Origin of the sequence: Rhizobium sp. 11_C7_N12_5 (assembly GCF_051811145.1) — a bacterium.
GTDB classification, from domain to species: domain Bacteria; phylum Pseudomonadota; class Alphaproteobacteria; order Rhizobiales; family Rhizobiaceae; genus Rhizobium; species Rhizobium lusitanum.
The window spans coordinates 955,198-979,375 of sequence record NZ_JBPWPY010000003.1 but is presented as its reverse complement, the minus strand read 5'-3'; the positions used below and the strand labels follow the sequence as shown (position 1 = coordinate 979,375).

The 24,178-nt window shown below is 58.3% G+C and carries 19 protein-coding genes and 1 pseudogene; 16 read left to right on the top strand and 4 right to left on the bottom strand.

Translation table 11 applies throughout. From position 1 onward, the window contains the following. Positions 1 to 50 precede the first annotated feature (50 nt). Positions 51 to 686 (bottom strand): maleylacetoacetate isomerase, encoded by a 636-nt coding sequence (maiA, locus tag AB8B29_RS33990; RefSeq protein WP_125850850.1) that lies wholly within the window; start codon positions 684 to 686, stop codon positions 51 to 53. A 97-nt stretch (positions 687 to 783) separates the two neighbouring features. On the opposite strand from maiA, the gene hmgA reads away from it, so the two are divergent. The 6 genes from hmgA (at position 784) to AB8B29_RS33960 (ending at position 8,329) form a co-directional block, all read left to right on the top strand. Then, positions 784 to 2,148, top strand: coding sequence for a homogentisate 1,2-dioxygenase (hmgA, locus tag AB8B29_RS33985; protein WP_125850848.1), 1,365 nt, complete (start codon positions 784 to 786; stop codon positions 2,146 to 2,148). A gap of 30 nt (positions 2,149 to 2,178) precedes the next feature. Further along, the gene (fahA, locus tag AB8B29_RS33980) at positions 2,179 to 3,441 is read left to right on the top strand and encodes a fumarylacetoacetase (RefSeq protein WP_125850846.1); all 1,263 of its coding nucleotides are present in this window, start codon (positions 2,179 to 2,181) and stop codon (positions 3,439 to 3,441) included. Between the two features lie 11 nt (positions 3,442 to 3,452). Continuing rightward, positions 3,453 to 4,403 carry an MBL fold metallo-hydrolase gene (locus tag AB8B29_RS33975; RefSeq protein WP_125850844.1) on the top strand — a complete coding sequence of 317 codons (951 nt, stop codon included), beginning with the start codon at positions 3,453 to 3,455 and terminating at the stop codon, positions 4,401 to 4,403. 21 nt (positions 4,404 to 4,424) lie between these two features. Further along, positions 4,425 to 6,059 (top strand): FAD-dependent oxidoreductase, encoded by a 1,635-nt coding sequence (locus tag AB8B29_RS33970; protein WP_439007093.1) that lies wholly within the window; start codon positions 4,425 to 4,427, stop codon positions 6,057 to 6,059. Beyond that, on the top strand, positions 6,052 to 6,264 hold the full coding sequence (locus AB8B29_RS33965; protein WP_125850840.1) for a DUF2783 domain-containing protein: 213 nt from the start codon (positions 6,052 to 6,054) through the stop codon (positions 6,262 to 6,264). Before AB8B29_RS33970 ends, AB8B29_RS33965 begins: the two co-directional genes overlap by 8 nt. Before the next feature lie 112 nt (positions 6,265 to 6,376). Then, positions 6,377 to 8,329 carry an acetoacetate--CoA ligase gene (locus AB8B29_RS33960; protein ID WP_125850838.1) on the top strand — a complete coding sequence of 651 codons (1,953 nt, stop codon included), beginning with the start codon at positions 6,377 to 6,379 and terminating at the stop codon, positions 8,327 to 8,329. A gap of 72 nt (positions 8,330 to 8,401) precedes the next feature. Here the strand turns inward: AB8B29_RS33960 and AB8B29_RS33955 are convergent, their stop codons facing one another. The 3 genes from AB8B29_RS33955 to AB8B29_RS33945 are packed head-to-tail and all read right to left on the bottom strand — an operon-like array spanning position 8,402 to position 11,221. Continuing rightward, the gene (locus AB8B29_RS33955) at positions 8,402 to 9,757 is read right to left on the bottom strand and encodes an aminotransferase class III-fold pyridoxal phosphate-dependent enzyme (RefSeq protein ID WP_125850836.1); all 1,356 of its coding nucleotides are present in this window, start codon (positions 9,755 to 9,757) and stop codon (positions 8,402 to 8,404) included. A gap of 26 nt (positions 9,758 to 9,783) precedes the next feature. Next, entirely contained in the window at positions 9,784 to 10,431 is a 648-nt protein-coding gene (locus tag AB8B29_RS33950; RefSeq protein WP_125850861.1) for an HAD-IA family hydrolase, read from the bottom strand. Between the two features lies 1 nt (position 10,432). Further along, positions 10,433 to 11,221, bottom strand: a complete 789-nt coding sequence (locus AB8B29_RS33945; RefSeq protein WP_125850834.1) for an IclR family transcriptional regulator — start codon at positions 11,219 to 11,221, stop codon at positions 10,433 to 10,435. A gap of 289 nt (positions 11,222 to 11,510) precedes the next feature. Here AB8B29_RS33945 and AB8B29_RS33940 point away from each other — a divergent pair, with 289 nt between their 5' ends. From AB8B29_RS33940 to AB8B29_RS33895, 10 genes and pseudogenes are all read left to right on the top strand, one after another. After that, complete coding sequence (locus tag AB8B29_RS33940; RefSeq protein ID WP_125850831.1) at positions 11,511 to 12,992, top strand: aldehyde dehydrogenase; 1,482 nt, start codon at positions 11,511 to 11,513, stop codon at positions 12,990 to 12,992. Continuing rightward, positions 12,989 to 15,460 carry an FAD-dependent oxidoreductase gene (locus tag AB8B29_RS33935; RefSeq protein ID WP_245510434.1) on the top strand — a complete coding sequence of 824 codons (2,472 nt, stop codon included), beginning with the start codon at positions 12,989 to 12,991 and terminating at the stop codon, positions 15,458 to 15,460. Before AB8B29_RS33940 ends, AB8B29_RS33935 begins: the two co-directional genes overlap by 4 nt. Positions 15,461 to 15,492: 32 nt before the next feature. Beyond that, entirely contained in the window at positions 15,493 to 16,734 is a 1,242-nt protein-coding gene (locus AB8B29_RS33930; protein ID WP_125850827.1) for a Tm-1-like ATP-binding domain-containing protein, read from the top strand. Positions 16,735 to 16,742: 8 nt separating this feature from the next. Next, positions 16,743 to 18,779 carry an FAD-dependent oxidoreductase gene (locus AB8B29_RS33925; protein ID WP_439007092.1) on the top strand — a complete coding sequence of 679 codons (2,037 nt, stop codon included), beginning with the start codon at positions 16,743 to 16,745 and terminating at the stop codon, positions 18,777 to 18,779. An 18-nt stretch (positions 18,780 to 18,797) separates the two neighbouring features. Continuing rightward, positions 18,798 to 19,910 carry an aminomethyltransferase family protein gene (locus AB8B29_RS33920; RefSeq protein WP_125850823.1) on the top strand — a complete coding sequence of 371 codons (1,113 nt, stop codon included), beginning with the start codon at positions 18,798 to 18,800 and terminating at the stop codon, positions 19,908 to 19,910. An 11-nt stretch (positions 19,911 to 19,921) separates the two neighbouring features. After that, positions 19,922 to 20,674 (top strand): electron transfer flavoprotein subunit beta/FixA family protein, encoded by a 753-nt coding sequence (locus tag AB8B29_RS33915; protein ID WP_125850821.1) that lies wholly within the window; start codon positions 19,922 to 19,924, stop codon positions 20,672 to 20,674. Positions 20,675 to 20,701: 27 nt separating this feature from the next. Continuing rightward, positions 20,702 to 21,634 (top strand): electron transfer flavoprotein subunit alpha/FixB family protein, encoded by a 933-nt coding sequence (locus tag AB8B29_RS33910; RefSeq protein WP_125850819.1) that lies wholly within the window; start codon positions 20,702 to 20,704, stop codon positions 21,632 to 21,634. 171 nt (positions 21,635 to 21,805) lie between these two features. Then, positions 21,806 to 22,690: a formyltetrahydrofolate deformylase gene (purU, locus tag AB8B29_RS33905; RefSeq protein ID WP_125850816.1), complete on the top strand. Its 885-nt coding sequence runs from the start codon at positions 21,806 to 21,808 to the stop codon at positions 22,688 to 22,690. 3 nt (positions 22,691 to 22,693) lie between these two features. Further along, positions 22,694 to 23,593 (top strand): bifunctional methylenetetrahydrofolate dehydrogenase/methenyltetrahydrofolate cyclohydrolase FolD, encoded by a 900-nt coding sequence (gene folD, locus AB8B29_RS33900; protein ID WP_439007091.1) that lies wholly within the window; start codon positions 22,694 to 22,696, stop codon positions 23,591 to 23,593. A 40-nt stretch (positions 23,594 to 23,633) separates the two neighbouring features. Continuing rightward, positions 23,634 to 24,074: pseudogene (locus AB8B29_RS33895) on the top strand (NAD(P)-binding protein); the annotation flags it as partial. Positions 24,075 to 24,178: the final 104 nt, after the last annotated feature.

Here is a 24,178-nt window from a genome sequence, read left to right as displayed (position 1 = left end):
TTTGGTCCCTTATGATAGGAGGGAACCTTTGCCACAGGCGACGTCAGATGTCACCCCGCCGGACGCACCCGATCGGGATGGGCAGCGGCGAAGGCATCAAGCGCCTCTAACCGGGCGGAGATTCCCATCGTTTTGGGGAAGGTATGAAGATCCACGCCCCAGCGCCGTGCATTATAGATCTGTGGCACGAGACAAATGTCGGCGAGGCTGATCATGTCTCCGTGGCAATAAAGACCACTCGGGCCAAGTTCGAGCATAGCCTCGAAATCCTTGAGCCCGCCCAATATGAAATGCTGCATCCAGTCTTCCATGCTCGTCCCGCTGAGCGAGGTCGCATAGCGCGCGACACGCAGATTGCAGACGGGATGGATTTCCATGGCAATCGCATAGGAAAGCGCACGCACGCGTGCCTTTTCGATTGGCTTCTCTGGAAGCCAGCCCGTGCGACGGGTTTCGTCGAGATATTCAAGGATTGCCAGAGACTGCGTCAGAACAACCCCATCGATCTCCAGGGTGGGGACTAACCCCTGCGGATTACGTATCAGATAAGCCGGTTCGCGATGCTCGGCGTTTAACAAGTCGATCGGATCGGCACGGTAGGTTTCACCGATCAGGTTCAGCGCGATGCGCACCCGATAGGCGGAGGAAGAACGCCAGTAATCATTCAAAATCGTTTCCGTCGGCATCGCAAAATCCCTTTGTCGTCGGTCAAACTCTAACTTGACAAAGTTACAAATGCAACTAATTTGCCAGACCAAGATGGACGCCAATGCGGAGCTGACGATGAACCAGCATGCCACCTCACAGCTTGTCACCCATGACTTGAAAAATGCTCGCCCGCATGAAGGTTACATGCCCGGCTTCGGTAATGATTTCGAAACTGAGGCCTTACCCGGCGCCTTGCCACAGGGGCAGAATTCGCCCCAGAAGTGTGCGTATGGCCTCTATGCCGAGCAGCTATCGGGTACCGCCTTTACAGCGCCGCGCGGTCAAAACGAGCGGACGTGGTGCTATCGCATCCGCCCCTCTGTAAAACACGCCGGACGGTTCGCAAAGATCGATGTGCCGCATTGGAAATCTGCGCCGCATATCCTGCCTGACGTCATTTCGCTTGGCCAGTACCGCTGGGATCCTATCCCTCATACGACGGAAAAGCTTACATGGGTGACAGGAATGCGCACGGTCACCACGGCCGGTGATGTCAATACTCAGACCGGGATGGCGAACCACGTCTATCTCGTGACAGAATCGATGACGGATGAATATTTTTACTCCGCCGACGGTGAACTGCTGGTGGTGCCGCAGGAAGGACGTCTACGATTTTCCACCGAGCTTGGCATCATCGATCTCGAGCCGAAGGAAATCGCGATTCTCCCGCGCGGCCTTGTCTATCGCGTTGAGGTGCTTGAAGGGCCGTGCCGTGGTTTCGTTTGCGAGAATTACGGCCAGAAGTTCGATCTTCCTAACCGTGGCCCGATCGGCGCGAATTGCCTCGCCAACCCACGGGATTTTAAATGCCCCGTCGCCGCCTTTGAGGACCGGGAAGCGCCTTCCCGTGTTATTTTGAAGTGGTGCGGCCAGTTCCATGAGACCCGGATCGACCATTCTCCGCTCGATGTCGTAGCGTGGCATGGAAACTATTGCCCGTATAAATATGATCTCAGGACCTACTCACCGGTAGGCGCCATCCTCTTCGATCACCCCGATCCGTCTATCTTCACGGTTCTGACGGCGCCATCCGGGCAGGAAGGCACAGCAAATATTGATTTTGTGCTTTTCCGAGAGCGCTGGATGGTGGCCGAGCATTCGTTCCGCCCGCCTTGGTACCACAAGAACATCATGTCGGAGCTGATGGGGAATATCTACGGAGTTTACGATGCCAAGCCGCAAGGTTTCGCACCCGGCGGGATGAGCCTGCACAATTGCATGCTGCCACATGGGCCGGACCGGAACGCTTTCGAACACGGCTCTAACGAGCCGATGGTGCCGCAATTTCAGGCCGAAACAATGAGCTTCATGTTCGAGACGCGCTTTCCCCAGCACTTGACCGAATGGGCTGCGCACAGTGCCCCTCTCCAAGACGATTACATTGATTGCTGGGACAGCCTCGAAAAGAAGTTCGACGGCACGCCCGGCATCAAAAACTGATTGTCACGGCTGCAACCAACGGATTTTTACATGCCATTACTGCTGAGCTGGGTGGACAGTGCCAATTTTTCCGACTGCCCTTTCCCCCTTAATAACCTGCCTTGCTGCGTCTTTGCGACAGGCGACGACACGCGGCACTGCGCAATGCCGATTGGGGATCACCTCCTCAATCTCGCAAGTCTTGAAAGCGCGGGACACATTGTACTCGACGGTGGCCCACTGTTGAATGGGCCGAACTGGAACCGGTTCATGGCAGCGGGTCCAGCTGTGTGGGCGGCGTTGCGCGCGCAGGTACAAAGGCTGCTCGCCACCGGCGCGCCTGAACGCATTCTTATCGAACCGCATTTAGTTCCGCTTGCCGGTACCAAGCTCGTCATGCCACTTGAAGTTTCTGAATACACAGACTTCTACGCCGGAAGGCATCATGCCTTCAATGTCGGGACCATGTTTCGGGGACCCGAGAACGCACTACCGCCCAACTGGCTACACATCCCTATCGGATATAATGGCCGCGCCTCATCCGTGGTTGTTTCTGGCTCGGATGTCCGTCGACCTTGGGGGCAGATAAAAGGGCCAAACGACGAGGCACCGCGCTTTGCGCCTTCGCAGAGATTCGACATCGAGTTGGAGATGGGAGCCATAATAGGCACTCCTTCAGAAAATGGACAACCGCTGACGGTGGCCGAAGCTGATGCAATGATTTTTGGCTACGTGCTGCTGAACGACTGGTCTGCCCGCGATATCCAGGCATGGGAGTATCAGCCGCTCGGCCCGTTCCAGTCCAAGGCAACAGCAACCACAATATCGCCCTTCATCGTCATGAAGGCGGCATTGGAGCCCTTCCGGGTTTCGACCCCTACACGCGAAGTGCCGTTGCTTCCATATCTCGTGGAAGCAGAACCGTTGCTTTACGACATTGACTTGGAGGTCGCGCTGACGCCTCAGTCTGCCGGCGAAACCGTGATTTCTCGCACCAATTACCGCGAGATGTACTATTCGGCTGCCCAGCAGCTCGCACACCACACGACATCGGGCTGCGCCATGCGAAGCGGCGATCTCCTCGGCTCAGGGACGATTTCCGGCCCGAGTAAGGAAAGCCGCGGTTCGCTTCTCGAACTCAGTTGGGGCGGCAAGGAACCCTTGGTGCTGAACGGCGGCGAGACGCGCAGCTTCCTCCACGACCACGACACGATCATCCTGCGCGGACACGCAAAGGGCGACGGTTACACGATTGGATTTGGCGACTGTACAGGTCGCATCCTGCCTGCGCTTTCCGATCCCTACGCTCGATAAGGAAGAAAATCATGGCTAAAGCCTTTGCATCCCAAGGCGACCTCAGCGAAAAGACGATCAGCTTCACCGAGATCGGTGATGGGCTTTATGCCTTTACGGCCGAAGGTGACCCCAACTCTGGCGTCATCATCGGCGATGAAAGTGTAATGGTGGTCGAAGCCCAGGCTACGCCGCGTCTTGCGCAAAAAGTTATCGACTGCATTCGCGGTGTTACCGACAAGCCGATAAGTCACGTGGTACTGACGCACTATCACGCTGTTCGGGTGCTGGGGGCGAGCGCTTTCAACGCTGGCCAGATCATCATGTCCGAGGCGGCCCGCAAAATGGTTGTCGAACGTGGCCAGGAAGATTGGGACAGTGAGTTCCAACGTTTCCCACGTCTCTTCCAGGGACACGAATCGATCCCTGGCTTGACGTGGCCGACCACGACCTTCAACGGGCGGATGTCCGTTTTTCTTGGCAAGCGCCGGGTCGACATTATGCAGGTGGGCCGCGCCCATACTGCAGGCGATGCCGTCATCTATGTGCCGGACCAGAATGTGATGTTCACGGGTGACATTGTCGAAGCGCATTCGGCCTGCTATTGCGGCGACGGTCATTTTGCCGATTGGGGCGGGACGCTCGAAGCCATCCGGGCCTACGATTTGGCAGCCATTGCACCCGGTCGTGGTGACGCGGTTGTCGGTCGCGACGCGGTGAACGCTGCTCTCGACCGAACCCGCGATTTTGTCGAATCTACCTATCGGCCCGTGGCCCGCATTGCTGCGCGAGGCGGTACACTACGCGAGGCATGGGATGCTGTTCGCGCCGAATGCGATCCGAAATTCAAAGACTACGCCATCTACGAACATTGCCTGCCTTTCAATGTAGCGCGCGCTTACGACGAAGCGCGGGGTATCGACAATCCGCGCATCTGGACAGCAGCGCGGGATCTTGAAATGTGGGCACAACTCCAGGGCTGACCGCTTCCCAGGGAGGGGACAATGGAAAATCTCGTCACGGATCGCTATCCGATAGCTTTCCGGCTATATCCCTATGTTCGTTGCGCCGATCAGTCGGCAAGCTCACCAGTGCGGCGTCCTGTCGTAGTCGGTGGCGGTGGACCCGTCGGGCTTGCCACCGCGCTTGACCTCGGTAAGCGCGGCGTTCCAGTCGTTGTCTTGGACGATCAGGAAGGTGTTGGACTCGGCAGCCGCGCGATCTGTTTTGCCAAGCGGACACTTGAAATCTGTGATCGTCTCGGTGCAGGCGAGGCAATGCTTGCGAAAGGCGTCCAATGGAATGTCGGTAAGGTGTTTCACGATAACCGCCAGCTCTATTCCTTCAACCTACTACCGGAAGAAGGTCATGCGTTACCTGCCTTCATTAATCTGCAGCAACCATGGTTCGAGCGCTTTTTGCATGAGGCTATCGTGCGGGCGCAGGCTGCAGGCGCACCGATCGAGATTCGAGGGCGCAACCGGATCGAGGCGGTCGAACGCAATGAGGGTTTCGTAACCATCGACGTCTCGACCCCGGATGGTCCTTACCAGATTGAGGCTGACTGGCTAGTCGCATGCGATGGCGCTCGGTCGCCAATACGCTCCATGCTCGGGCTCGGCTTCGAGGGACGCGTCTTCGAGGACAACTTCCTGATCGCCGATGTAAAAATGAAGGCCGATTTTCCGACCGAGCGGTGGTTCTGGTTCGAGCCCCATTTCAAATCGGGCGACAGCGCACTGCTCCACAAACAGCCGGATGACATCTGGCGGATCGATTTTCAGCTAGGCTGGGAGATCGACCGGCAGAAGGAATTGCAGCCCGAATCCATTCGGGCTCGTGTCAGTGCAATGCTCGGCCCTGATGTCGAATACGAGCTAGACTGGTGCTCGATCTACACCTTCCAGTGCCGGCGCATGGACAGTTTCCGTCACGGCCCGGTTATATTTGCTGGCGACGCTGCCCACCAAGTGTCACCCTTTGGCGCGCGTGGAGCCAATTCTGGCATTCAGGACGCAGACAATCTTGGCTGGAAGCTCGCCATGGTCGTAAACGGCACTGCCGGAGAGGCCCTGCTCGACAGCTATGATTGGGAGCGCGTATACGGCGCTGACGAGAATATCGCCAATTCGACGCGGGCAACTGATTTTATCACGCCGAAATCGGCTGTTTCCAAGCTGTTCCGAAACGCGGTCGTCTCCTTGGCGGAGGCCGTGCCTTTTGCACGCACCATTGTGAATTCGGGGCGACTGTCCCTACCTTGTACCTATGATGGCTCGCCGCTGAATGGTCCCGACAATGCCCTTATGCCAGCACGTTCGCGGCCTGGAAGTGCCTGTCCGGACGCCCCCGTGGGGGATGAATGGCTCCTGCGTTTGATAGGCTCGGACTTCACGCTACTTTCGCTCAATGCAACAGTTCCGGAAAATTTTATGGCCCACGGTGTCTCCGTGAAAGTGCTGTCACTTGCCGCGTCCCCGGGTAGCGCGATTGCTGAGCGATATCTTGGTGCGGCGTCGAGCGCCGTTTATCTCGTTCGCCCTGATCAGCACGTGGTCGCCCGCTTCGTAAGCTTTGATGCCGACGCCGTCGCCGCCGCCCTTTCCCGCGCGCTTGCAAAGGATCAAACGAATGCTTGAGACCAAACCCAATTTTTCACGGCCCGACGAGACCTATGCCATGCTCATCAAGACCCACGAAGGGCTCACTGACGAAGAGAGCCAGGCCCTGAATGCACGCCTCATCCTAATCCTTCTTAATCAAGTAGGCGACTATGAAACCATCGGGCAAGCCCTTGCGCTTGCACGCTCGGGGATTGGGCCGGAGGTTGGCTCCGCGGTTTGAACATAGCGGCGGCGCTTTCAGCATCGGACCTCTGTCGCGCTCTAAGACGCCGCAGCGAGACAATGGTCAGCGGACGAGCCGTCTTCAATGCTCGATTAAAGGAGTTTGCTTGATGAATGGAACGATCAAGCCGCATTTCATACCGGACGAGGTCGCCGTTCCGACGCAGATGGCGCTGTTCCAAGACTGGTGCTCGCAGCAGTTTGGAATTGCCCTTCCAACGCACGACGACCTTCACGCATGGTCGGTGCGCGATCGCGGCGCCTTCTGGTCAGCTGTATGGGATTTTTGTGGCGTAATAGGAGACAAAGGGGACCACCCGCTCCTCGATGCAGGGCATATTCTTGAGGATCGGTTTTTTCCGCAAGCGAAGTTAAACTTTGCTGAGAACCTGCTGCGAAACCGCGGTGACGGTGACGCGCTGATATTTCGCGGAGAGGACAAAAGAGAACTACGCTGGAGTTTCGACGAGCTCAATGCGGCAGTCTCGCGGCTCCAGCAGGCTTTCCGGACCATGGGTGTACGCGCTGGCGATCGTGTCGCGGCAATGCTGCCGAACCTTCCTGAAACAGTCGCCTGCATGCTAGCGGCGGCATCACTCGGCGCGATCTGGTCTTCCTGCTCCCCAGACTTCGGCGAACAGGGCGTCGTAGACCGCTTTGGTCAAATCGAGCCAAGAATTTTCATCACCTGCGATGCCTATTGGTACAATGGCAAGCGGATCGACCTGGCGGGAAAGGTCAGGGCTCTCGAAGGCCGACTTGGGGTGCCCTTCATTATCGTCGATTATTGCGGTAATGCGGAGGCAGTCGCTGCAGAGCTCAAGGACGGCACAACTCTAGCCGCCGTGATCGCGGATCATCCCGCCTGTGAGCCTGTGTTCGAGCCTTTTGCGTTCGGACACCCGCTGATGATCCTATTCTCATCGGGAACAACCGGTGTTCCCAAATGCATTGTCCATTCTGCGGGCGGCACGCTTCTACAGCATCTAAAGGAACATCGACTCCATTGTAACATCGTGGACGGAGACCGGGTCTTTTACTATACGACCTGCGGCTGGATGATGTGGAACTGGCTCGTATCCGGCCTCGCAAGCGGCGCCACGCTTTGTCTTTATGACGGCTCGCCATTCGCACCCACGTCGAACGTCCTTTGGGACTATGCCGAGGCCGAACGCGTCACAGTCCTTGGGACCTCGGCGAAATACCTCGACGCATTGGAGAGGGCGGGCGTCAAACCTCGAGAGACACACGATCTCTCCAGCTTGAAGGCGTTGCTATCCACCGGTTCCCCGCTGTCGCCTGCAAGCTTCGATTACGTTTACCGCGACATTAATCCGTCGGTGCATCTCGCGTCCATGTCCGGCGGAACCGATATCGTATCGTGCTTCGTGCTAGGGAACCCGACTTTGCCCGTCTGGTCGGGTGAAATTCAGGGCCCGGGTCTAGGCATGGCGGTCGCGGTGTTCGACGAAACGGGACTTCCGATCCGCGAGGGCAAGGGTGAACTTGTCTGCACGAGATCGTTCCCGTCGATGCCCATTGGCTTTTGGAATGATCCGGACGGATCACGCTTCCGCGCTGCTTACTTCGAGCGCTTCGAAAACTGCTGGTGCCATGGAGATTTCGCGGAGTGGACGGAGCACGGCGGTATCGTTATTCATGGCCGATCCGACGCCACACTTAATCCAGGCGGTGTTCGCCTCGGCACTGCGGAAATTTACAACCAGTTGGAACGCATCCCTGGCATCTCGGGCGCCGTGTGCATCGGCCAGGAGTGGGACAATGATGTACGCGTTGTGCTGTTCGTAAAGCTCAGTTGTGGCACCGTGCTGGATGAGGACCTGAAACAGATGATTCGCCAGCAAATCAGAACGGGCGCTTCGCCGCGCCATGTGCCTGCCAAGATCATTGCAGTCGATGATATTCCGGTGACCAACACTGGAAAGGTCGTTGAGCTTGCGGTGCGGGATGTCGTGCATGGCCGGCCGGTCCGTAACCTCGATTCGCTGGCGAACCCAATGGCTTTGGAGCTTTTCGTAGATCAACCTGAGCTTCGGGTCTGACAGGCTAGGAGACAAACGTCACTTGTATCGGCCGGGATCAGGTTTGACTGAGCCCGACCTTTTTGTTGGCGGTTAGTTTGCCGCGGATTTCAGCCCAGCCTCTAGCGCTTCTAGAATGCGGCTCACGTCCTGCTTGCTGATGATAAGCGTTGGCGAAAGGATGATGTTGTTGCCTGAGGTGCGAATCATAACGCCCGCCTCATAGGCGCCCTTATAGACCTGAGCAACTTTGTCCTTTGCGGCGGGGGCCTTGTCGTCGCGGTTCGAAACAAGCTCTAGCGCGCACATCAGACCTTTCCCGCGTACATCGCCAACCAAAGGATAGCGTGCCTTGAGGGTCTCGAGCCCCTCAAGCAATTCAATGCCGCGTTCGGCCGCGTTCGTGGCAAGATCCTGCTTGACCGTTTCGGCCAGGCACACAATAGCCGCGGCTGCTCCTACCGGATGGCCTGAATAAGTGTAACCGTGGCCGATGCTGCCCATAGCGGTGCGATCGTTCTCGAATACCTCAGTCACCTTTTCGCCGATCATGACAGCGCCGAACGGGAAGTAGCCGTTCGTGATCGCCTTGGCAGTGCACATCATATCCGGCTTGACTCCCCACAGCCGGCTTCCCGACCAGGCACCGGTGCGCCCAAAGGCGGTTATAACTTCGTCAGCTATCAGAAGGATACCGTGCTTGTCACACAGTGCGCGTAGGGCCGGCATCAGGCTTTCATGCGGCACTATGACTCCTCCCGCACCAAGCACGGGCTCCATGATCAAGGCAGCGATAGTATCAGCCCCATGGAAGGCAATCTCATCGGCAAACTGACGCGCAATGCTATCTGCAAGCACCTTTGGATCATCCGTGTTGAACGGGTTCCGGTACGTGTAGGGCGAGGCGAGATGAATCGTACCCGGCAGCAGCGGCTCGTAGGCTCGGCGGAAATTCTGGTTTCCGTTGACGCTAGCGCCGCCGAAATGCGTGCCGTGATAGCCCTTCTTAAGTGAAACGAATTTGGTGCGTTCCGGCTGTCCATTCAACTTGTGGAATTGGCGAGCAAGTCTAAGGGCGGTCTCGACGCTGTCGGAGCCGCCGGATGTGAAGAAGCTCCGAACCATGCCGTCGGCAGCAAAAAACTCAGCAAGCGCCACCGAAAGTTCAATCAGCGGGCCGTTAGTGGTTCCGCGAAAGGCCGAGTAGTAGGGCAGTTCGCCCAGTTGCGTGGTGATTGCTTGCTTAACAGGATCGCAGGAGTAGCCGAGATTAACGTTCCAGAGACCACCGACGCCGTCCAAGAGCCGTTTACCGTCAACGTCTATGATCTCGGCACCTTCGCCGGCGCTGATGATAGTGGGCGGGTTAGCCCTCATTTCGGCCGGATGGGCCATGGGGTGCCAGACGTGGCGGGCATTATGCTCGGTCAGGAAGTTGCTATCGGCCATCGGATGGATCTCCTCGATATGATGGGTCAGGCAGAAAGGTGAGTGAGAGCACGCTCGTAGCTCTCGGCAGGCTGGGTGACATCGAAATGGACGCAGGTCATGCCGACAGCCTGGCCGCCTCGGATGTTCTTTAATTGGTCGTCCACGAAGACGCAGTCGGCGGCGGATATGGCCAAGCCGTCGGTAATGAAGTCAAAGGCGCGCGGATCAGGCTTCAGGATCTGCGTGTAAGTTGCATCGACAATCAGATCGAAGTCTGCGAGGAACGGAAGCCTGTCTCGAAACTCCTTCCCGTAGAAGAGGTCGAGTTCGTTGGACAGGATCGCCAGACGGTGACCGGCCTTTTTTGCTGTAGCGATGGCCGCCAGCGCTTCGGGACGGATGACCTGCGAGGGATCGTCGCCGCGCACCGCACTAAGAAACGGTGGGAGCGTATCCCACTCCTTGCCCACCAGACTGCCGGTCTCTCGGGCGCGGGTAGTCCAGTAGTCCCGTTCACTGATCCGACCCGCCTGCATATCGCTCCACAGCGGATCAGTACTGACGTCAAAGGGGCCACGCCATGTGAGGGTGCCTGGGGCCAGACCGAGGGCTTCCTCGCTTAAATCATGGGTTTCAAACAGCGTTTTTGAAATCACGCCGCCAAAATCCAACACCAACGCTCGTTGCGTCATATCAACCATTCTCCTTGATCCTATGTAGAAAATCCGCGGGTGGCGTACCGCCCAAGGCGCGGGTCGCCGAGAGGCAAGCACGGAGCACGAAGGTCTCGATCTCGCCTGCAAGAACTTCTGTCGTTCGAGATGAGATACAGGCTGCTGCAATCGTCGCCTGGATCAGCCCACGAGCGTCAAATATCGGTGCTGCAATGCCAGTGACCTCGTCTTCGAATGTGCGAGTGGCGGTCGCAAAACCGCGCTTGCGGATACCGTCAAGCCGAAGTCTGAGCTCAGCCGGCGAGCTTATTGTGGTCGCTGTGAAGCTCATCGGTACGTCCATGCCTGCTAGCACCTTATCGACGACTGCGTCGCTGGCGTGGGCTAAAAACACGAGCCCTGATGCCGTTGCGTGCACGGGCAGCGGTTGCGTGGGATCAACGAAGACGCGCGTTGGCCGGGACGGCTCACATACCGCCACAGTCGTCATGTCCTGCCCGGAAAAGACGCTGACGTGCGATGTTTCATTTGTCTGGACGGTCAGATCGTGAAGAACGTGCTGAAGCTCCACCGCGATCGGGACGGTCGAATTTCGAATGCGAGCGAGCCTTCGCATCCCCGCGCCAAGCCGGTAGTGACGTGTCTCGCTGTCCTGCTCAACCAAGCCACAGGCGACCAGCGATCCAAGACTGCGCATAGCGCTTGCCTTGTCCATGCCAGCAGCCCGAGCCAGGTCGCTCAGCTTTTGCTCAGGGGCTTGTGCTGAGAAAAAACTCAGCAGTTTCATTGCATTGTCGACTGTCTTCATGGCTTTCGCCTTCGCGTTCCCTGGCAGCGATTTACATTTTTTTCCGCCTTGCCTGATCACTACTTGACAGAAACCAGTCTCAGATGCAACATTTTTGAAACGGTGTAGATAATAATGAACCACACCAGCAAACTGGGAGTTTGCGTTAGATGACTGTCTAGGACGGCTCTGCCGTCGGTGCACGGAGTGGCAGTTGCTGCTGCAGGTGTATGACGCCTTGGTTTCAACGGCGTCGAGGCGGGAAGTCCACGTACACCCCGGTAAAGACCGAACGGTGGAGTAACTCGATATGCAAAGCGAAATTGACGCCCGGCGAACAGCCGAGGTCGCACCCCAAGGGCTTCTTATCGACGGGGCATGGCGGCAGGCCCGATCCGGCGCGACGCTAGACGTATTTTCCCCACTGGATGGCAAGCAGCTAACGACCATTGCCGATGCCGATCATGACGATGTGGCTCTCGCATGCGCCTCGGGCCGCGCTGCGTTCGAGGGTGGCGCCTGGTCTCGCTCAACCCCTGCCCAGCGCAAAAAGGTGCTGTTCCGGCTGGCGGAACTCATAGAACGCGATGCGCTCGACCTCGCGGTACTTGGCGTGCGCGACAACGGCACCGAGATAGCAATGGCCCTTAAGGCCGAGCCATTGAGCGCAGCTTCCACCTTTCGCTACTACGCAGAATTGATTGATAAGGTCTATGGTGCGATTGCGCCGACCGCTACCGACGTGCTGGCTCTTGTGCACCGGGAGCCCATCGGTGTCGTTGCTGCTATCGTGCCGTGGAACTTCCCTCTCATGATCGGTGCCTGGAAGATCGCACCCGCGCTAGCGGCTGGCAACAGCGTCGTCCTGAAGCCAGCGGAGACGGCCTCTCTTACTCTGCTGCGGCTCGCGAACCTTGCACTCGAGGCCGGGGTGCCCCCGGGGGTCTTTAACGTCGTCACTGGCAGGGGCTCTGTCACCGGTGAAGCACTCGCCCTGTCGATGGATGTCGACGTGATGGCCTTCACGGGATCTGGAGGCGTTGGACGAAAGCTTCTGGAATACTCGGCCCGCTCCAACCTCAAACGGACTTATCTAGAACTTGGTGGCAAGAGCCCGAATATAATTTTCGCCGACGCCCCAGACCTCGACAAGGCTGCGAAAGTAGCCGCCTATGGAATCTTCCGCAATTCCGGACAGGTTTGCATTGCCGGCTCGCGTCTATTGGTGGAAGCGTCCATCGCCGAAGAGTTTGCGGCCAGGGTGGCAAAGATCGCAGGGTCCATGAAAGTGGGAGATCCTCTGGACCTATCCACAGAAGCCGGTGCGATCAATTCCGAAGCGCAGCTTCTGAAGAGCATGGGCTTTACCGAACGCGCACAAGCCGAGGGCGCCGCTCTGTTGACCGGAGGTGGTCGGCTTAGAGAGGAAACCGGAGGATGGTTTATGGCGCCGACGGTGCTGGCCAATGTCCGTGCGGAAATGGAAGTAGCACGTGAAGAGGTCTTCGGACCGGTCCTCTCCGTAATCCCGTTCAAGGACGAGGATGAGGCCATCCGGCTCGCCAACGACACCGATTTCGGCCTAGCATCGGCGGTTTGGACTGCCGATCTGTCCCGCGCTCACCGCATGGTCCGGGCACTGAAGGCCGGAATCGTGCACGTCAACACTTATGGTGGGTCCGATCTGACCGTTCCCCTTGGCGGCGTGAAGCAGTCTGGCAACGGCCACGACAAATCCACCTTCGCCCTCGACAAATTCTTAGACCTCAAGACTGCATGGATCCAGCTGTGACCTCACTTAACAATCTTCCGGAAAGCGCGCCGGCTGTCATTATCGGCGGCGGCATCATCGGGGTCTCTACCCTCTATCACCTCGCTAAAAAGGGTGTAGAAGGAGCCGTTCTTGTTGAGAGAAAGCAGCTGGCCTCGGGGACAACCTGGCATGCTGCTGGCATCGTCGGTCAGCTTCGCGAGAGTTCCGCCCAGACCGAGCTCTCCAAATATACGGCACGCCTCTTCACGGAGCTAGAAGTCGAGACGGGGCAGGCGACCGGCTACAAGCAAAACGGCACGTTGCATCTCGCCTTGTCAGATATTCGTGCCGAGCAACTACGTCGCAACCACGACCATGCTGCGCGAATGAAAATTGAGAGCCAACTTCTCGGCATCGAGGAGATCAACGAAATCTGGCCGCTCGTCGATACCTCCGACGTGCACTGCGGCTTTCTCGTGCCATCGAACGGGCAAGTGAACCCGTTGGATGTGACCCAGGCGCTCGCCAAAGGAGCTAAGGCTCTCGGCTCGAAAATCTATGAGCATACCCGGGCTATTCGCATCCTGACACGCAATGGCAAGGTGATTGGCGTAGAGACCGACAAGGGTGTGATCGCCACGGAGAAGGTGCTGCTGGCCGCCGGCATGTGGTCGCTACGCTTTGCAGCAGAGCACGGTGTAACCGTTCCTCTACATGCCGCCGAGCACTTCTATATTCTCACCGAAGCTATCCCGGACCTACCGCGCACGCTTCCGGGGCTCGTTGTACTTGAGGAACGCCTTTACACCAAGGAAGATGCGGGCAAGTTGCTGATCGGCGGTTTCGAGGCCCGCGGCAAGGCATGGGCGCGCGACGGCATTCCCGACAGCTTCGAGTTCGACGAACTGCCATTCGACATGGAGCATGTCGAACCAGTGCTCGAAAAATTCTTTACTCGCTTCCCTGCGCTCGAAACCATGGGCATTCAGACCTTCTTCAACGGGCCCGAGAGCTTTACGCCCGATGGACGGCCCTATATCGGACCGGCGCCGGAAATGCCCGGCCTGTTCATCGCTGCGGGCATGAATTCGAACGGGATCCTCAATTCCGGCGGCGTGGGTCTGACAATGGCGGCCTGGATGACGGACGGACAGCCGCCACGCGCGGTCGCCTCGATGCTGGCGGCGCGCGCGCACCCCTTTCAGAAGAACAAGGCCTATAACGCGGAGCGCGTCACTGAAGGCATCGGCCTTCACTGGGGCCTGCATTGGCCGGGCCGACAGATAGAGACTGCGCGCGGCATCCGCCGCGTTCCGCTCCACGACCGGCTCCTCTCCGCCGGTGCCCTGATGGCGGAGCGCATTGGCTGGGAAGTGCCGATGTATTTCGATCCCGCCAATCCCGTCTGGCCAGAGCGGGCGAGCCTCGGCTGGCAGGACTGGTCGCAACGTGTAAAAGAAGAGTGCCTCGCCGCGCGCGATCAGGCGGTTCTGATCGACCAGTCAATGTATGGCAAGCTCCTGGTGCAGGGACCGGACGCCGTACGGGCGCTGAACCGCGTCAGTGGCGCCGAAATGGACGTGGCCGTCGGTACCTCGGTGTACACACAGTTCCTCAATGGCAAGGGCGGTATCGAAGCCGATGTCACGGTCACTCGCATCGCCGCCGAGCAATTCATGATCGTCACGGGCCATCCGAGCCAGATCCGCGACCAAGCCTATATCCGCAGCCATGCCGATCCCGCGTGGCGGTTCGAGCTGTTCGACGCCACGTCAGCCTATGGCCTCTTGACGATCCACGGTCCGAAGTCTCGTGCCATCCTGCAGCAGATGTCGGCGGACGATCTGTCAAACGAGGCATTCGCTTTCGGTGCTGCGCGCGAGATCGACCTTGCCTTCGCGCGCGTCTGGGCAATCCGCCGTTCGTTCCTCGGCGAACTCGGCTATGAGTTGATGGTTCCGAGTGAATTCACCGTTCATCTTCACGAAGAGATCGTGAGGGTCGGCGCAGCCCATGGACTTCGCCATGCGGGCATGTTCGCGCTTGGCGCGTGCCGCCTAGAAAAGGGTTTTCGGCATTTCGGCCACGATATCGGCGAAGAAGACACGCCGTTCGAAACCGGTCTCGGTTTCGCCGTCAAGCTCTCGAAAGAAGACTTCGTCGGACGCGATGTTCTTGCAAAGCAAAAAGCGACCCATGGCGCAGCGACGCCACATCGCACGGTGTCGATCATGCTCGAGCACGCCACCGCCGAGGCTGGCCCTTACCTCATCCACAATGAGCCCATCTTCAAGAAGGGCGAGCTTGTCGGGCACATCACCTCCGGCGGCTGGGGCTGGAGAGTGGAGGCAATGATTGGCCTCGCTTCGCTGCATCGGGAGGCCGGAGTAACGAAAGACTGGCTCGATGAAGGTGAGTTCGAGGTGCAGATCGCCGGAAAAATGCATGCCGCACGAGTCCAGCTTGGGGCATTTTACGATCCCAGCGGCACGATCATGCGCGGCTGAAGTCAATAATACAGAAAATGGGGAACTATAAAATGAGCGAGCAGAGAACGATCCTTGTGATCGGCACTTACGACACCAAGGATGCAGAACTCAATTATGTAGCCGACCGTATCCGCAGGCTCGGCGGAAATGTCCTGACAATGGATGTCAGTGTGCTCGGCGACCCTTCTGTGCCGACGAATATTTCCAAGCATGAAGTCGCCGCCGCGGCGGGGAAAACCATCGAGGATGCCGTCAGTGCCGAGGACGAAAATCTTGCGATGCAGATTATGGCGGCAGGGGCTTCCGCGCTTTGCGCAAAACTTCATGCCGAGGGGAGCATCGACGGGATGATTGCGCTTGGCGGCACTATGGGAACAGACCTGGCCCTGGATTGTGCCCGCGCCCTGCCGATCGGCGTTCCGAAGTATGTTGTATCTACGATCGCGTTTTCTCCACTCATCGCGCCGGATCGGCTTTCGGCCGATATCCAGATGATCCTATGGGCCGGCGGTCTCTATGGCCTCAACGATATCTGCAAGGCAACGCTGAGCCAGGCCGCGGGTGCCGTTTATGGCGCGGCGCTCGCTGTGGAGCCGCCCGACCCTGATCGTCCAGTTATAGGCATGGTCAGCTTCGGTTCGTCGGCCCTCCAGTACATGATCCATCTACGCCAACCGCTGATCGACCGCGGCTTTTCTGTTGCGGTTTTCCATGGAACGGGCATGGGTGGTATGGCGCTGGAAAGCTTGGCGGAGCAAGGCTACTTCGCTGCAGTGCTCGAACTGGCTGTCGCCGAAATCGGCAACCTGATGGTTGGGTCCGTCGTGAATGCCGGCGCTAATCGCATGCTTGCCGCAGGAAAGAGCGGCACGCCGATCATCGCTGCGCCCGCCTTCGGCGACATGATTGATTTCGCTACCTGGCAGCCAGTGCCAGAGAGGTTTCGAGACCGGCCATATCATGCCCACAACCGTCTTCTTGCTTCAGCATCTCTTACGGCCGAGGAACGTCGCGAACTCGCACGTGAAGTAGCCAGCCGGCTGCGGCAATCCAAGGGCCCGGTTCATTTTGTATTGCCTACGCAAGGCATTCACGCTTGGGACGTAGAGGGCATGCCCGCTCATGATCCCGTTGCACTGGCCGAGATGGTAGATGAGTACCGGAACGTCATGGTCGATCCAATCGAGCTGACAGTTCTCGACTGCCACATCAATGATCTCGAATTCTCGCAGCAGGTCCTCTCCGTTATCGACCGGTGGATCGCTGACGGCACAATCAAGACAACACGGTGAGGTGTGGCATGGACCCGCGTTACTCAATCCTGTTTGAGCCGATCAAAATTGGTCCGGTCACAGCGCCGAACCGCTTCGTGTCCATGCCGCACGCCATCGGCCATAGCTATCTGATGCCAAACGGCGCCATCGGTATTCGCGAAACGCGGGCGGAAGGCGGTTGGGGTATCGTTGCCATGCAGCTCAGCGAGATCGACCCGACTTCGGATCTCGCGGGGCTGCCATATGAGCGCCTGTGGGATGAAGGCGACGTCAAGGCCCATGCTCGCTCCGTCGATCGAATCCACGCGCACGGCGCCCTTGCCTCCATCGAACTAGGCCACACTGGCATCCGTTCGCGCGGCCTCACGACAGGTTACCCTGCCATGGGGCCCTCTGTCCTGCCAACTTTGAAGCCTGACATGCCCCTTATGGCAAAGGCGATGGACAAGGACGACATCCGAACGCTGCGCCGATCGTTTCGCGACGCAATCGGCCGCGCCAAAAAGGCTGGCTATGACATCGCCTACGTCTATGCTTCCCACGATGCCTCCATCCTCTGGCACTTCCTCTCGCCGGCCTACAATTTCCGGACCGACGAGTATGGCGGCAGCTTTGAAAACCGCGTGCGGCTGTTCCGGGAGGTGTTGGAAGAAGCAAAGGAGGAGGCAGGCGATCAGATGGCGGTAGCGGTGCGCTTTGCCGTTCATGAGCTCTCTGGACCTAAGCGCATCCTCAACACGGGAGAGGGTAGGGCGGTCATAGAGAGCCTGGCGGATCTTCCCGACATGTGGGATGTCAATGTCTCCTCATGGAGCCGCGACAGCGGTACGGCCCGCTATGATGCGGAAGGTTTCCAGGAAGAGTTTACCCAGTTCGTCAAGACTGTGACCGGCAAGCCTGTCCTTGGAGTGGGTCGCTTTACTTCTCCCGACGCAATGGTGAGTCAAATTCGACGGGGCGTACTGGACTTGATCGGCGCCGCACGACCCTCGATTGCCGATCCTTTCTTGCCCGAAAAGATCCGCGAAGGCCGCATCGAGGATATCCGGGAGTGCATTGGCTGCAACATGTGCGTGGCGGTGGAAACCGTCGGCATGGAACTGCGCTGCACCCAGAACCCGACCATTTCGGAGGAATGGCGCCGCGGCTGGCATCCGGAACGGATACCAAAGACAGAAAATGAGAAAAATATCCTGATCGTAGGATCTGGTCCGGCCGGACTGGAAGCGGCACTCGTTCTCGCAAAGGCTGGTCATGCTGTGACTGTAGCCGAGCGTGACGACGAGCTCGGCGGTCGCTCCACCCGTGAGGCTCGTATAAAGGGACTTTCCTCATGGGGACGGGTCAAGGACTATCGTCTTTACCAACTGCAGCAAATGCCGAACGTCAATCTTTATCCCGGTAGTGAGTTGGGTGCCGACGGCATCGCCGACTTCGGGGCGGACCATGTCCTTCTCGCTACCGGGGCCCCTTGGCGCAGCGACGGGGCAGGACGCACGCGGCTGCAGCCGATTTCCGGCTTTGCAGACTTTGCCCTGACGCCTGACCTTGTAATGGACGGCGCAGCGATCGGTCCATCCGTCGTGATCTACGATGACGACCATTACTACATGGCCAATGCGCTTGCCGCCGACCTGTCCGCAAAGGGGCACCAAGTGAACTTGGTCACCCCAATGCCATCGCTGTCGGCATGGATGGGTCATACCCTCGAACAGCCGCGCATGATTGCCGAAATGAAGGCAGCCGGGGTTCGAATGTATCCAAACACTGTCGCTAGCGCTTGGGATGAAGCGGGACTTGCTGTCATCAGAGGCGACACGGGAGAGTCGTTGCCGACGATCTCGGCCACGACGCTGATCGTCGTCGGCACCCGCCTGCCAGACACCACCCTTGCTGTCGGCCTTGCGGAAAAGGGCATCCCGTTCCGCACGATCGGCGATGCCGAATGTCCAGGGGTTATCCAGAGTGCCGTTTACTCAGGACATCGCCACGCACGCGAGGTGCTGGGAACGGAGCCCGAGGACCGAATTTTCAAACGCGAACGCCCGACCCTGTTTCTTTAAGACCGAAAGGACTACTCCATGACAGCCAAGCGCACACCGCTTTACCATGCCTTCAAGGCCCGCAATGCAGAGATGGCCGAGAAGGCGCACTTCCTGACGGCAAATGTGTTTACCGACGCGAAAACGGAACATTCAGCGGTTCGTACCGCAGCGGGCCTGTTCGAGATCTTTGGCCAGTTTATGCTGGAGGTCGCCGGTGCCGAAGCCGAGACGTTCCTGAACAATACCTTCGTCGCTGACATGACGAAAGTTGCTCCCGGTCGCGGCGTTTACTGCGGCATCCTCAACGACCAGGGCGGTTTCATCGATGACGTCATCACCTATCGCCCTTCTGAGCACCTGTTTTGGGTCATTCCAGCCCCGCACCGTGTCGAGCGGGTTGAGGCCTACCTGAAGGAAAGGGGCGCCTCCTATGGTGTACATGTCGTCTCGCTCGGATACCGCTATGTCTCACTGTCGCTCCAGGGACCGCAGTCAAGGGCATGCTTGGAACGCGTCACCGCACTCGACGTATCGAACGACGCGCTGCCGGGTTTCGCAGTCACGACAGCCAAGGTAGCCGACGTGGATGGCGTCATCGTCACACGCACAGGCTTCACCGGTGAGCTGGGATATGAACTCTGGGTTCCAACCGAACATATCGAAAGCTTCTACGACGCGTTACTAGAAGCGGGCAAACCTCTGGGTCTTGTGCCTTGCGGCGCGGGCTCGATGGGGTCTTTGCGAATCGAAAAACGCTATCCCATCTGGGGACGCGATATCGGCGAAGACACGACGCCTGTTGAGGCAGGTCTTGGTTGGACGATAAAGCCAAAGGACGCCGCCTATCCCGGAAAATCCATTGTTGAGCGTCAGAAGTCTGACGGGGCCGAGCGACTTCTCGTGCTGCTCGAACTCCCGGCGAGTGCCGCGCTCCCAGCCATCGGAACTGCGGTAAAACTGGACGCGGATGCCGTCGGTCGTGTCACGTCTGCCGCCTATGGACACACGGTCGGTTATCCAATCGCCATGGCTTATGTCTCGATCGCATGCGCTAACGAAGGACAGAGCTTAACGCTGGAGGATGGAACGGCTGTCACGGTCCATCGCGCCGCTGTTTATGACCCGAAGTCCACGCGGTCGCGAGCCTGAGGAGGACTTCGATGAAAATTCTCGTCACCGTCAAACGCGTCGTTGATTACAACGTCAAGATCCGCGTCAAGCCTGATGGTTCCGGTGTTGAACTGGCAAACGTGAAGATGTCGATGAACCCCTTCGACGAAATTTCCGTCGAGGAGGCGTTGCGGCTGAAGGAAGCCGGCAAGGCGTCTGAAGTCATCGTCGTCTCCATCGGCCCGGCCAAGGCCGAGGAAACGCTGCGCACCGCGCTCGCGATGGGTGCCGATCGCGCCATCCTTGTTGAAACCGAAGATGCCGTCGAGCCGCTCTCTGTCGCCAAGATCGTCAAGGGCGTCGTCGAAGCCGAGCAGCCCGGCCTCGTCATCGTCGGCAAGCAGGCGATCGACGACGATTCCAACCAGACCGGTCAGATGCTCGCCGCTCTTCTCGGCTGGGCCCAAGGCACCTTCGCCTCCAAGGTAGAGATCATTGATGCTTCCAACGCCAACGTGACCCGCGAAGTCGACGGCGGTCTCCAGACCATCGAAGTCAAGCTTCCGGCCATCATCACGACGGACCTTCGCCTCAACGAACCTCGCTACGCCTCGCTGCCGAACATCATGAAGGCCAAGAAGAAGCCACTCGACAAGAGAAGTCCGGCCGACTTCGGTATCGACACCGCCCCACGCCTCAAGGTTCTGAAGACTGAGGAGCCAGAGGGACGTAAGGCCGGCATCAAGGTGAAGACGGTCGCCGAGCTCATCGAAAAGCTCAAGACCGAAGCCGGCGTCCTCTGATCTGGCAGAAACAAGGAGACTAAGACTATGGCCATTCTTCTTTTGGCTGACCACGACAATACCGCGCTTTCCGACCAGACAGCCAAGGCGCTGACGGCGGCTTCCAAGATCGGCGGCGACGTACATGTGCTTGTCGCCGGTGCCGGCGTATCCGCGGTGGCCGAAGAGTCAGCAAAGCTTCAGGGCATTTCGAAGGTGCTCATCGCAGATGATGCCGCGCTAGGCCACAGCCTTGCCGAACCGCTCGCCGCCCTCATCGTCTCGCTTGCCGGTTCCTACGACACGATCATCGCTGCCGCCACCTCGGTGGGCAAAAACGTCATGCCGCGCGTTGCCGCCCTGCTCGATGTCGCGCAGGTCTCCGAGATCGTCGAGGTCCTCTCCGCCGACACGTTCAAGCGTCCGATCTACGCAGGCAACGCCATCCAGACGGTGCAGTCGGCCGACGCTAAGAAGGTGATCACTGTGCGGACAGCCTCGTTTTCCCCGGCCCCCCAGGGCCCAACTGCTGCCGTCGAGACGATCTCGTCGGCAGCCTTTTCTTCGCCTCTGTCACGTTTCGTTACCGACGCACTCTCCTCCTCCGATCGCCCGGAACTAAGCTCTGCCAAAATCGTCATATCCGGCGGACGCGCACTAGGCTCGTCGGAGAAGTTTAAGGAGGTAATTCTGCCGGTCGCTGACAAGCTCGGTGCCGCGGTCGGGGCATCACGCGCCGCCGTGGACGCGGGTTACGCTCCGAACGACTGGCAGATCGGCCAGACCGGCAAAGTGGTTGCCCCTCAATTGTACATCGCTTGCGGCATATCCGGTGCCATTCAGCACCTAGCCGGAATGAAGGACTCCAAGGTTATCGTTGCTATCAACAAGGATGAGGAGGCGCCGATATTCCAAGTCGCCGACTACGGCGTGGTTGGCGACATCTTCGAGATACTGCCGGAACTTGAGAAGGCGCTCTAGTCGGCCTCAACAAGAGAGAATTAGCCGTCGGGTGCTCAGCATCCGCCGGTCTCAATCGCCCTAATCGCCACTGCCCGCCTGCGCAGCACCAGCTTACGACTCTGTCGTCCAGCCAAAACGCGACGCACGAGCAAGTGCTCCTGACACCTCCTACTGATAATGGACCATGAGATGAAGACCTACATCCTGACCGTATCCTGCAAATCGACGCGCGGCATCGTTGCCGCCATCACGGGCGTTCTCGCCGAGAAGGGATGTAACATCATAGATTCTTCCCAGTTCGACGATGTAGACACCGGAATGTTTTTCATGCGCCTGACCTTCTCCAGTCAGGAGGGCGCCACCATCGAGGACATCGAGACGGCGTTTACACCTGTCGCCAAGACTTTCGATATGGCGGCGAATTTTTACCAAGGTGACGCCAAGATGAAGGTGTTGCTGATGGTGTCGCGTTTTGGTCACTGCCTGAACGACCTTCTCTATCGTTGGAAGATTGGCGCGCTGCCAATTGATATCGTTGGCGTGGTTTCAAACCATTTCGAGTATCAGAAGGTAGTCGTTAATCACGACATTCCATTTCACCACATCCCGGTGACCAAAGCCAACAAGCCGCAGGCCGAAGCGCGGATAATGGAAGTTGTCGAGCAGACCGGCACCGAATTGATTGTGCTTGCTCGTTACATGCAGATCCTCTCCGACGAGATGTGTCAGAGGATGTCTGGTAAGATCATCAATATTCACCACTCCTTCCTACCAAGCTTCAAGGGTGCCAATCCCTACAAGCAGGCTTATGAGCGCGGTGTAAAGCTGATCGGAGCGACGGCTCACTACGTAACAGCCGATCTGGACGAAGGTCCGATTATTGAGCAAGACACGGCGCGCATCACTCATGCTCAGAGCGCCGAGGACTATGTATCGATTGGCCGCGATGTTGAGAGCCAGGTTCTGGCGCGTGCAATTCATGCCCACATCCACCACCGCACTTTCATCAACGGCAATCGAACAGTCGTCTTCCCGGCGAGCCCGGGATCTTATGTCTCCGAGCGTATGGGTTAAGTCATGGCTGAACTTATTGATGGACGCAAAGTCGCTGCCGAGATGATAGCAAGCGTCAAGGCCGCGACGTCAGCGCTGAAGGCTGAGGCCGCAAGCACCCCCGGACTTGCCGTGATCATCGTGGGTGATGATCCGGCCAGCCACGCCTATGTCGGGGCAAAGAGCAAGATGGCCAAGGAGTGTGGATATAATTCAATCCAGCATACACTGCCGGAAGCAACGACGCAGGAAGAGCTTTCGAGCCTCGTACAGACGCTGAACAGGGATCCGTCCGTCCATGGCGTACTTGTCCAGCTACCGCTTCCCAAGCACCTCGATTCCGAGGCGATCATCCAATCGATCCTGCCGGAGAAGGACGTAGATGGTCTGCATGTCGTCAATGCCGGGAAGGTGGCAACCGGCGATCTGGACGGAGGGCTCGTTTCCTGCACGCCAGCCGGCGCTATGCTATTCGTGCGCCGCACTCACGGCGCGGATCTGTCTGGCCTTAGCGCCGTCGTCATCGGCCGCTCTAATCTCTTCGGTAAGCCGATGTCGGCACTGCTGCTCGCCGCAAACGCGACCGTGACGACGGCGCATTCACGCACGAAGGACCTGCCGGCAGTCTGCCGAAACGCGGATATTTTAGTCGCGGCGGTCGGTCGTCCAGAAATGGTGAAAGCAGACTGGATCAAACCCGGCGCAACTGTCATCGATGTTGGTATCAATCGCGTGCCAGCACCAGACAAGGGGGAGGGCAAGTTCCGCCTCGTTGGTGACGTTGCCTTTACGGAGTGCAAAAAAGTCGCCAGTGTCATTACGCCCGTACCTGGCGGCGTTGGTCCAATGACCATTGCCATGCTCATGGCTAATACAGTGATTGCCGCCTATCGCAAGGCGGGTCGCCGACCGCCGACATTTTGAGCGGCAAACGGTCTGCACCAGGCAATGAAATGAGGATTTAATGGAACTCCCCGAACGCGAAAGCATGGAATTCGATGTCGTAGTCGTCGGCGCCGGACCTGCTGGCCTGTCTGCCGCAATTCGGTTGAAGCAGGTCAATCCGGACCTCTCCGTCGTGGTGCTGGAAAAGGGCTCGGAAGTCGGTGCGCATATCCTCTCCGGCGCCGTGGTGGATCCGATCGGCATCGACAGGCTCCTGCCAAGCTGGCGCGACGAGGAGGGCCACCCCTTCAAGACCGAAGTCAAGGACGACCAGTTCCTGTTCCTCGGGCCCGCAGGCTCCATCCGCCTGCCGAACTTCCTGATGCCGCCGCTGATGAACAATCACGGCAATTACATCGTCTCGCTCGGTCTCGTCTGTCGCTGGCTTGCGGAAAAGGCGGAAGCGCTTGGCGTGGAAATATATCCGGGTTTTGCCGCAACCGAAGTGCTTTACAACGACTGTCGCTTTGCTCTTAAAGGCGAGATGGAAGCTTCAACGAAATTAAAGGCGCTTCTTTGTCCCTAAATCTGATATTTTGCCTTTAAATTCGAGATTTTGCCCCT

Coding starts and splice junctions, on each gene's coding strand:
- maiA (WP_125850850.1), bottom strand. CDS start 686: ATGCCGACGGAAACGATTTTGAATGATTACTGGCGTTCTTCCTCCGCC.
- hmgA (WP_125850848.1), top strand. CDS start 784: ATGAACCAGCATGCCACCTCACAGCTTGTCACCCATGACTTGAAAAAT.
- fahA (WP_125850846.1), top strand. CDS start 2,179: ATGCCATTACTGCTGAGCTGGGTGGACAGTGCCAATTTTTCCGACTGC.
- AB8B29_RS33975 (WP_125850844.1), top strand. CDS start 3,453: ATGGCTAAAGCCTTTGCATCCCAAGGCGACCTCAGCGAAAAGACGATC.
- AB8B29_RS33970 (WP_439007093.1), top strand. CDS start 4,425: ATGGAAAATCTCGTCACGGATCGCTATCCGATAGCTTTCCGGCTATAT.
- AB8B29_RS33965 (WP_125850840.1), top strand. CDS start 6,052: ATGCTTGAGACCAAACCCAATTTTTCACGGCCCGACGAGACCTATGCC.
- AB8B29_RS33960 (WP_125850838.1), top strand. CDS start 6,377: ATGAATGGAACGATCAAGCCGCATTTCATACCGGACGAGGTCGCCGTT.
- AB8B29_RS33955 (WP_125850836.1), bottom strand. CDS start 9,757: ATGGCCGATAGCAACTTCCTGACCGAGCATAATGCCCGCCACGTCTGG.
- AB8B29_RS33950 (WP_125850861.1), bottom strand. CDS start 10,431: ATGACGCAACGAGCGTTGGTGTTGGATTTTGGCGGCGTGATTTCAAAA.
- AB8B29_RS33945 (WP_125850834.1), bottom strand. CDS start 11,221: ATGAAGACAGTCGACAATGCAATGAAACTGCTGAGTTTTTTCTCAGCA.
- AB8B29_RS33940 (WP_125850831.1), top strand. CDS start 11,511: ATGCAAAGCGAAATTGACGCCCGGCGAACAGCCGAGGTCGCACCCCAA.
- AB8B29_RS33930 (WP_125850827.1), top strand. CDS start 15,493: ATGAGCGAGCAGAGAACGATCCTTGTGATCGGCACTTACGACACCAAG.
- AB8B29_RS33925 (WP_439007092.1), top strand. CDS start 16,743: ATGGACCCGCGTTACTCAATCCTGTTTGAGCCGATCAAAATTGGTCCG.
- AB8B29_RS33920 (WP_125850823.1), top strand. CDS start 18,798: ATGACAGCCAAGCGCACACCGCTTTACCATGCCTTCAAGGCCCGCAAT.
- AB8B29_RS33915 (WP_125850821.1), top strand. CDS start 19,922: ATGAAAATTCTCGTCACCGTCAAACGCGTCGTTGATTACAACGTCAAG.
- AB8B29_RS33910 (WP_125850819.1), top strand. CDS start 20,702: ATGGCCATTCTTCTTTTGGCTGACCACGACAATACCGCGCTTTCCGAC.
- purU (WP_125850816.1), top strand. CDS start 21,806: ATGAAGACCTACATCCTGACCGTATCCTGCAAATCGACGCGCGGCATC.
- folD (WP_439007091.1), top strand. CDS start 22,694: ATGGCTGAACTTATTGATGGACGCAAAGTCGCTGCCGAGATGATAGCA.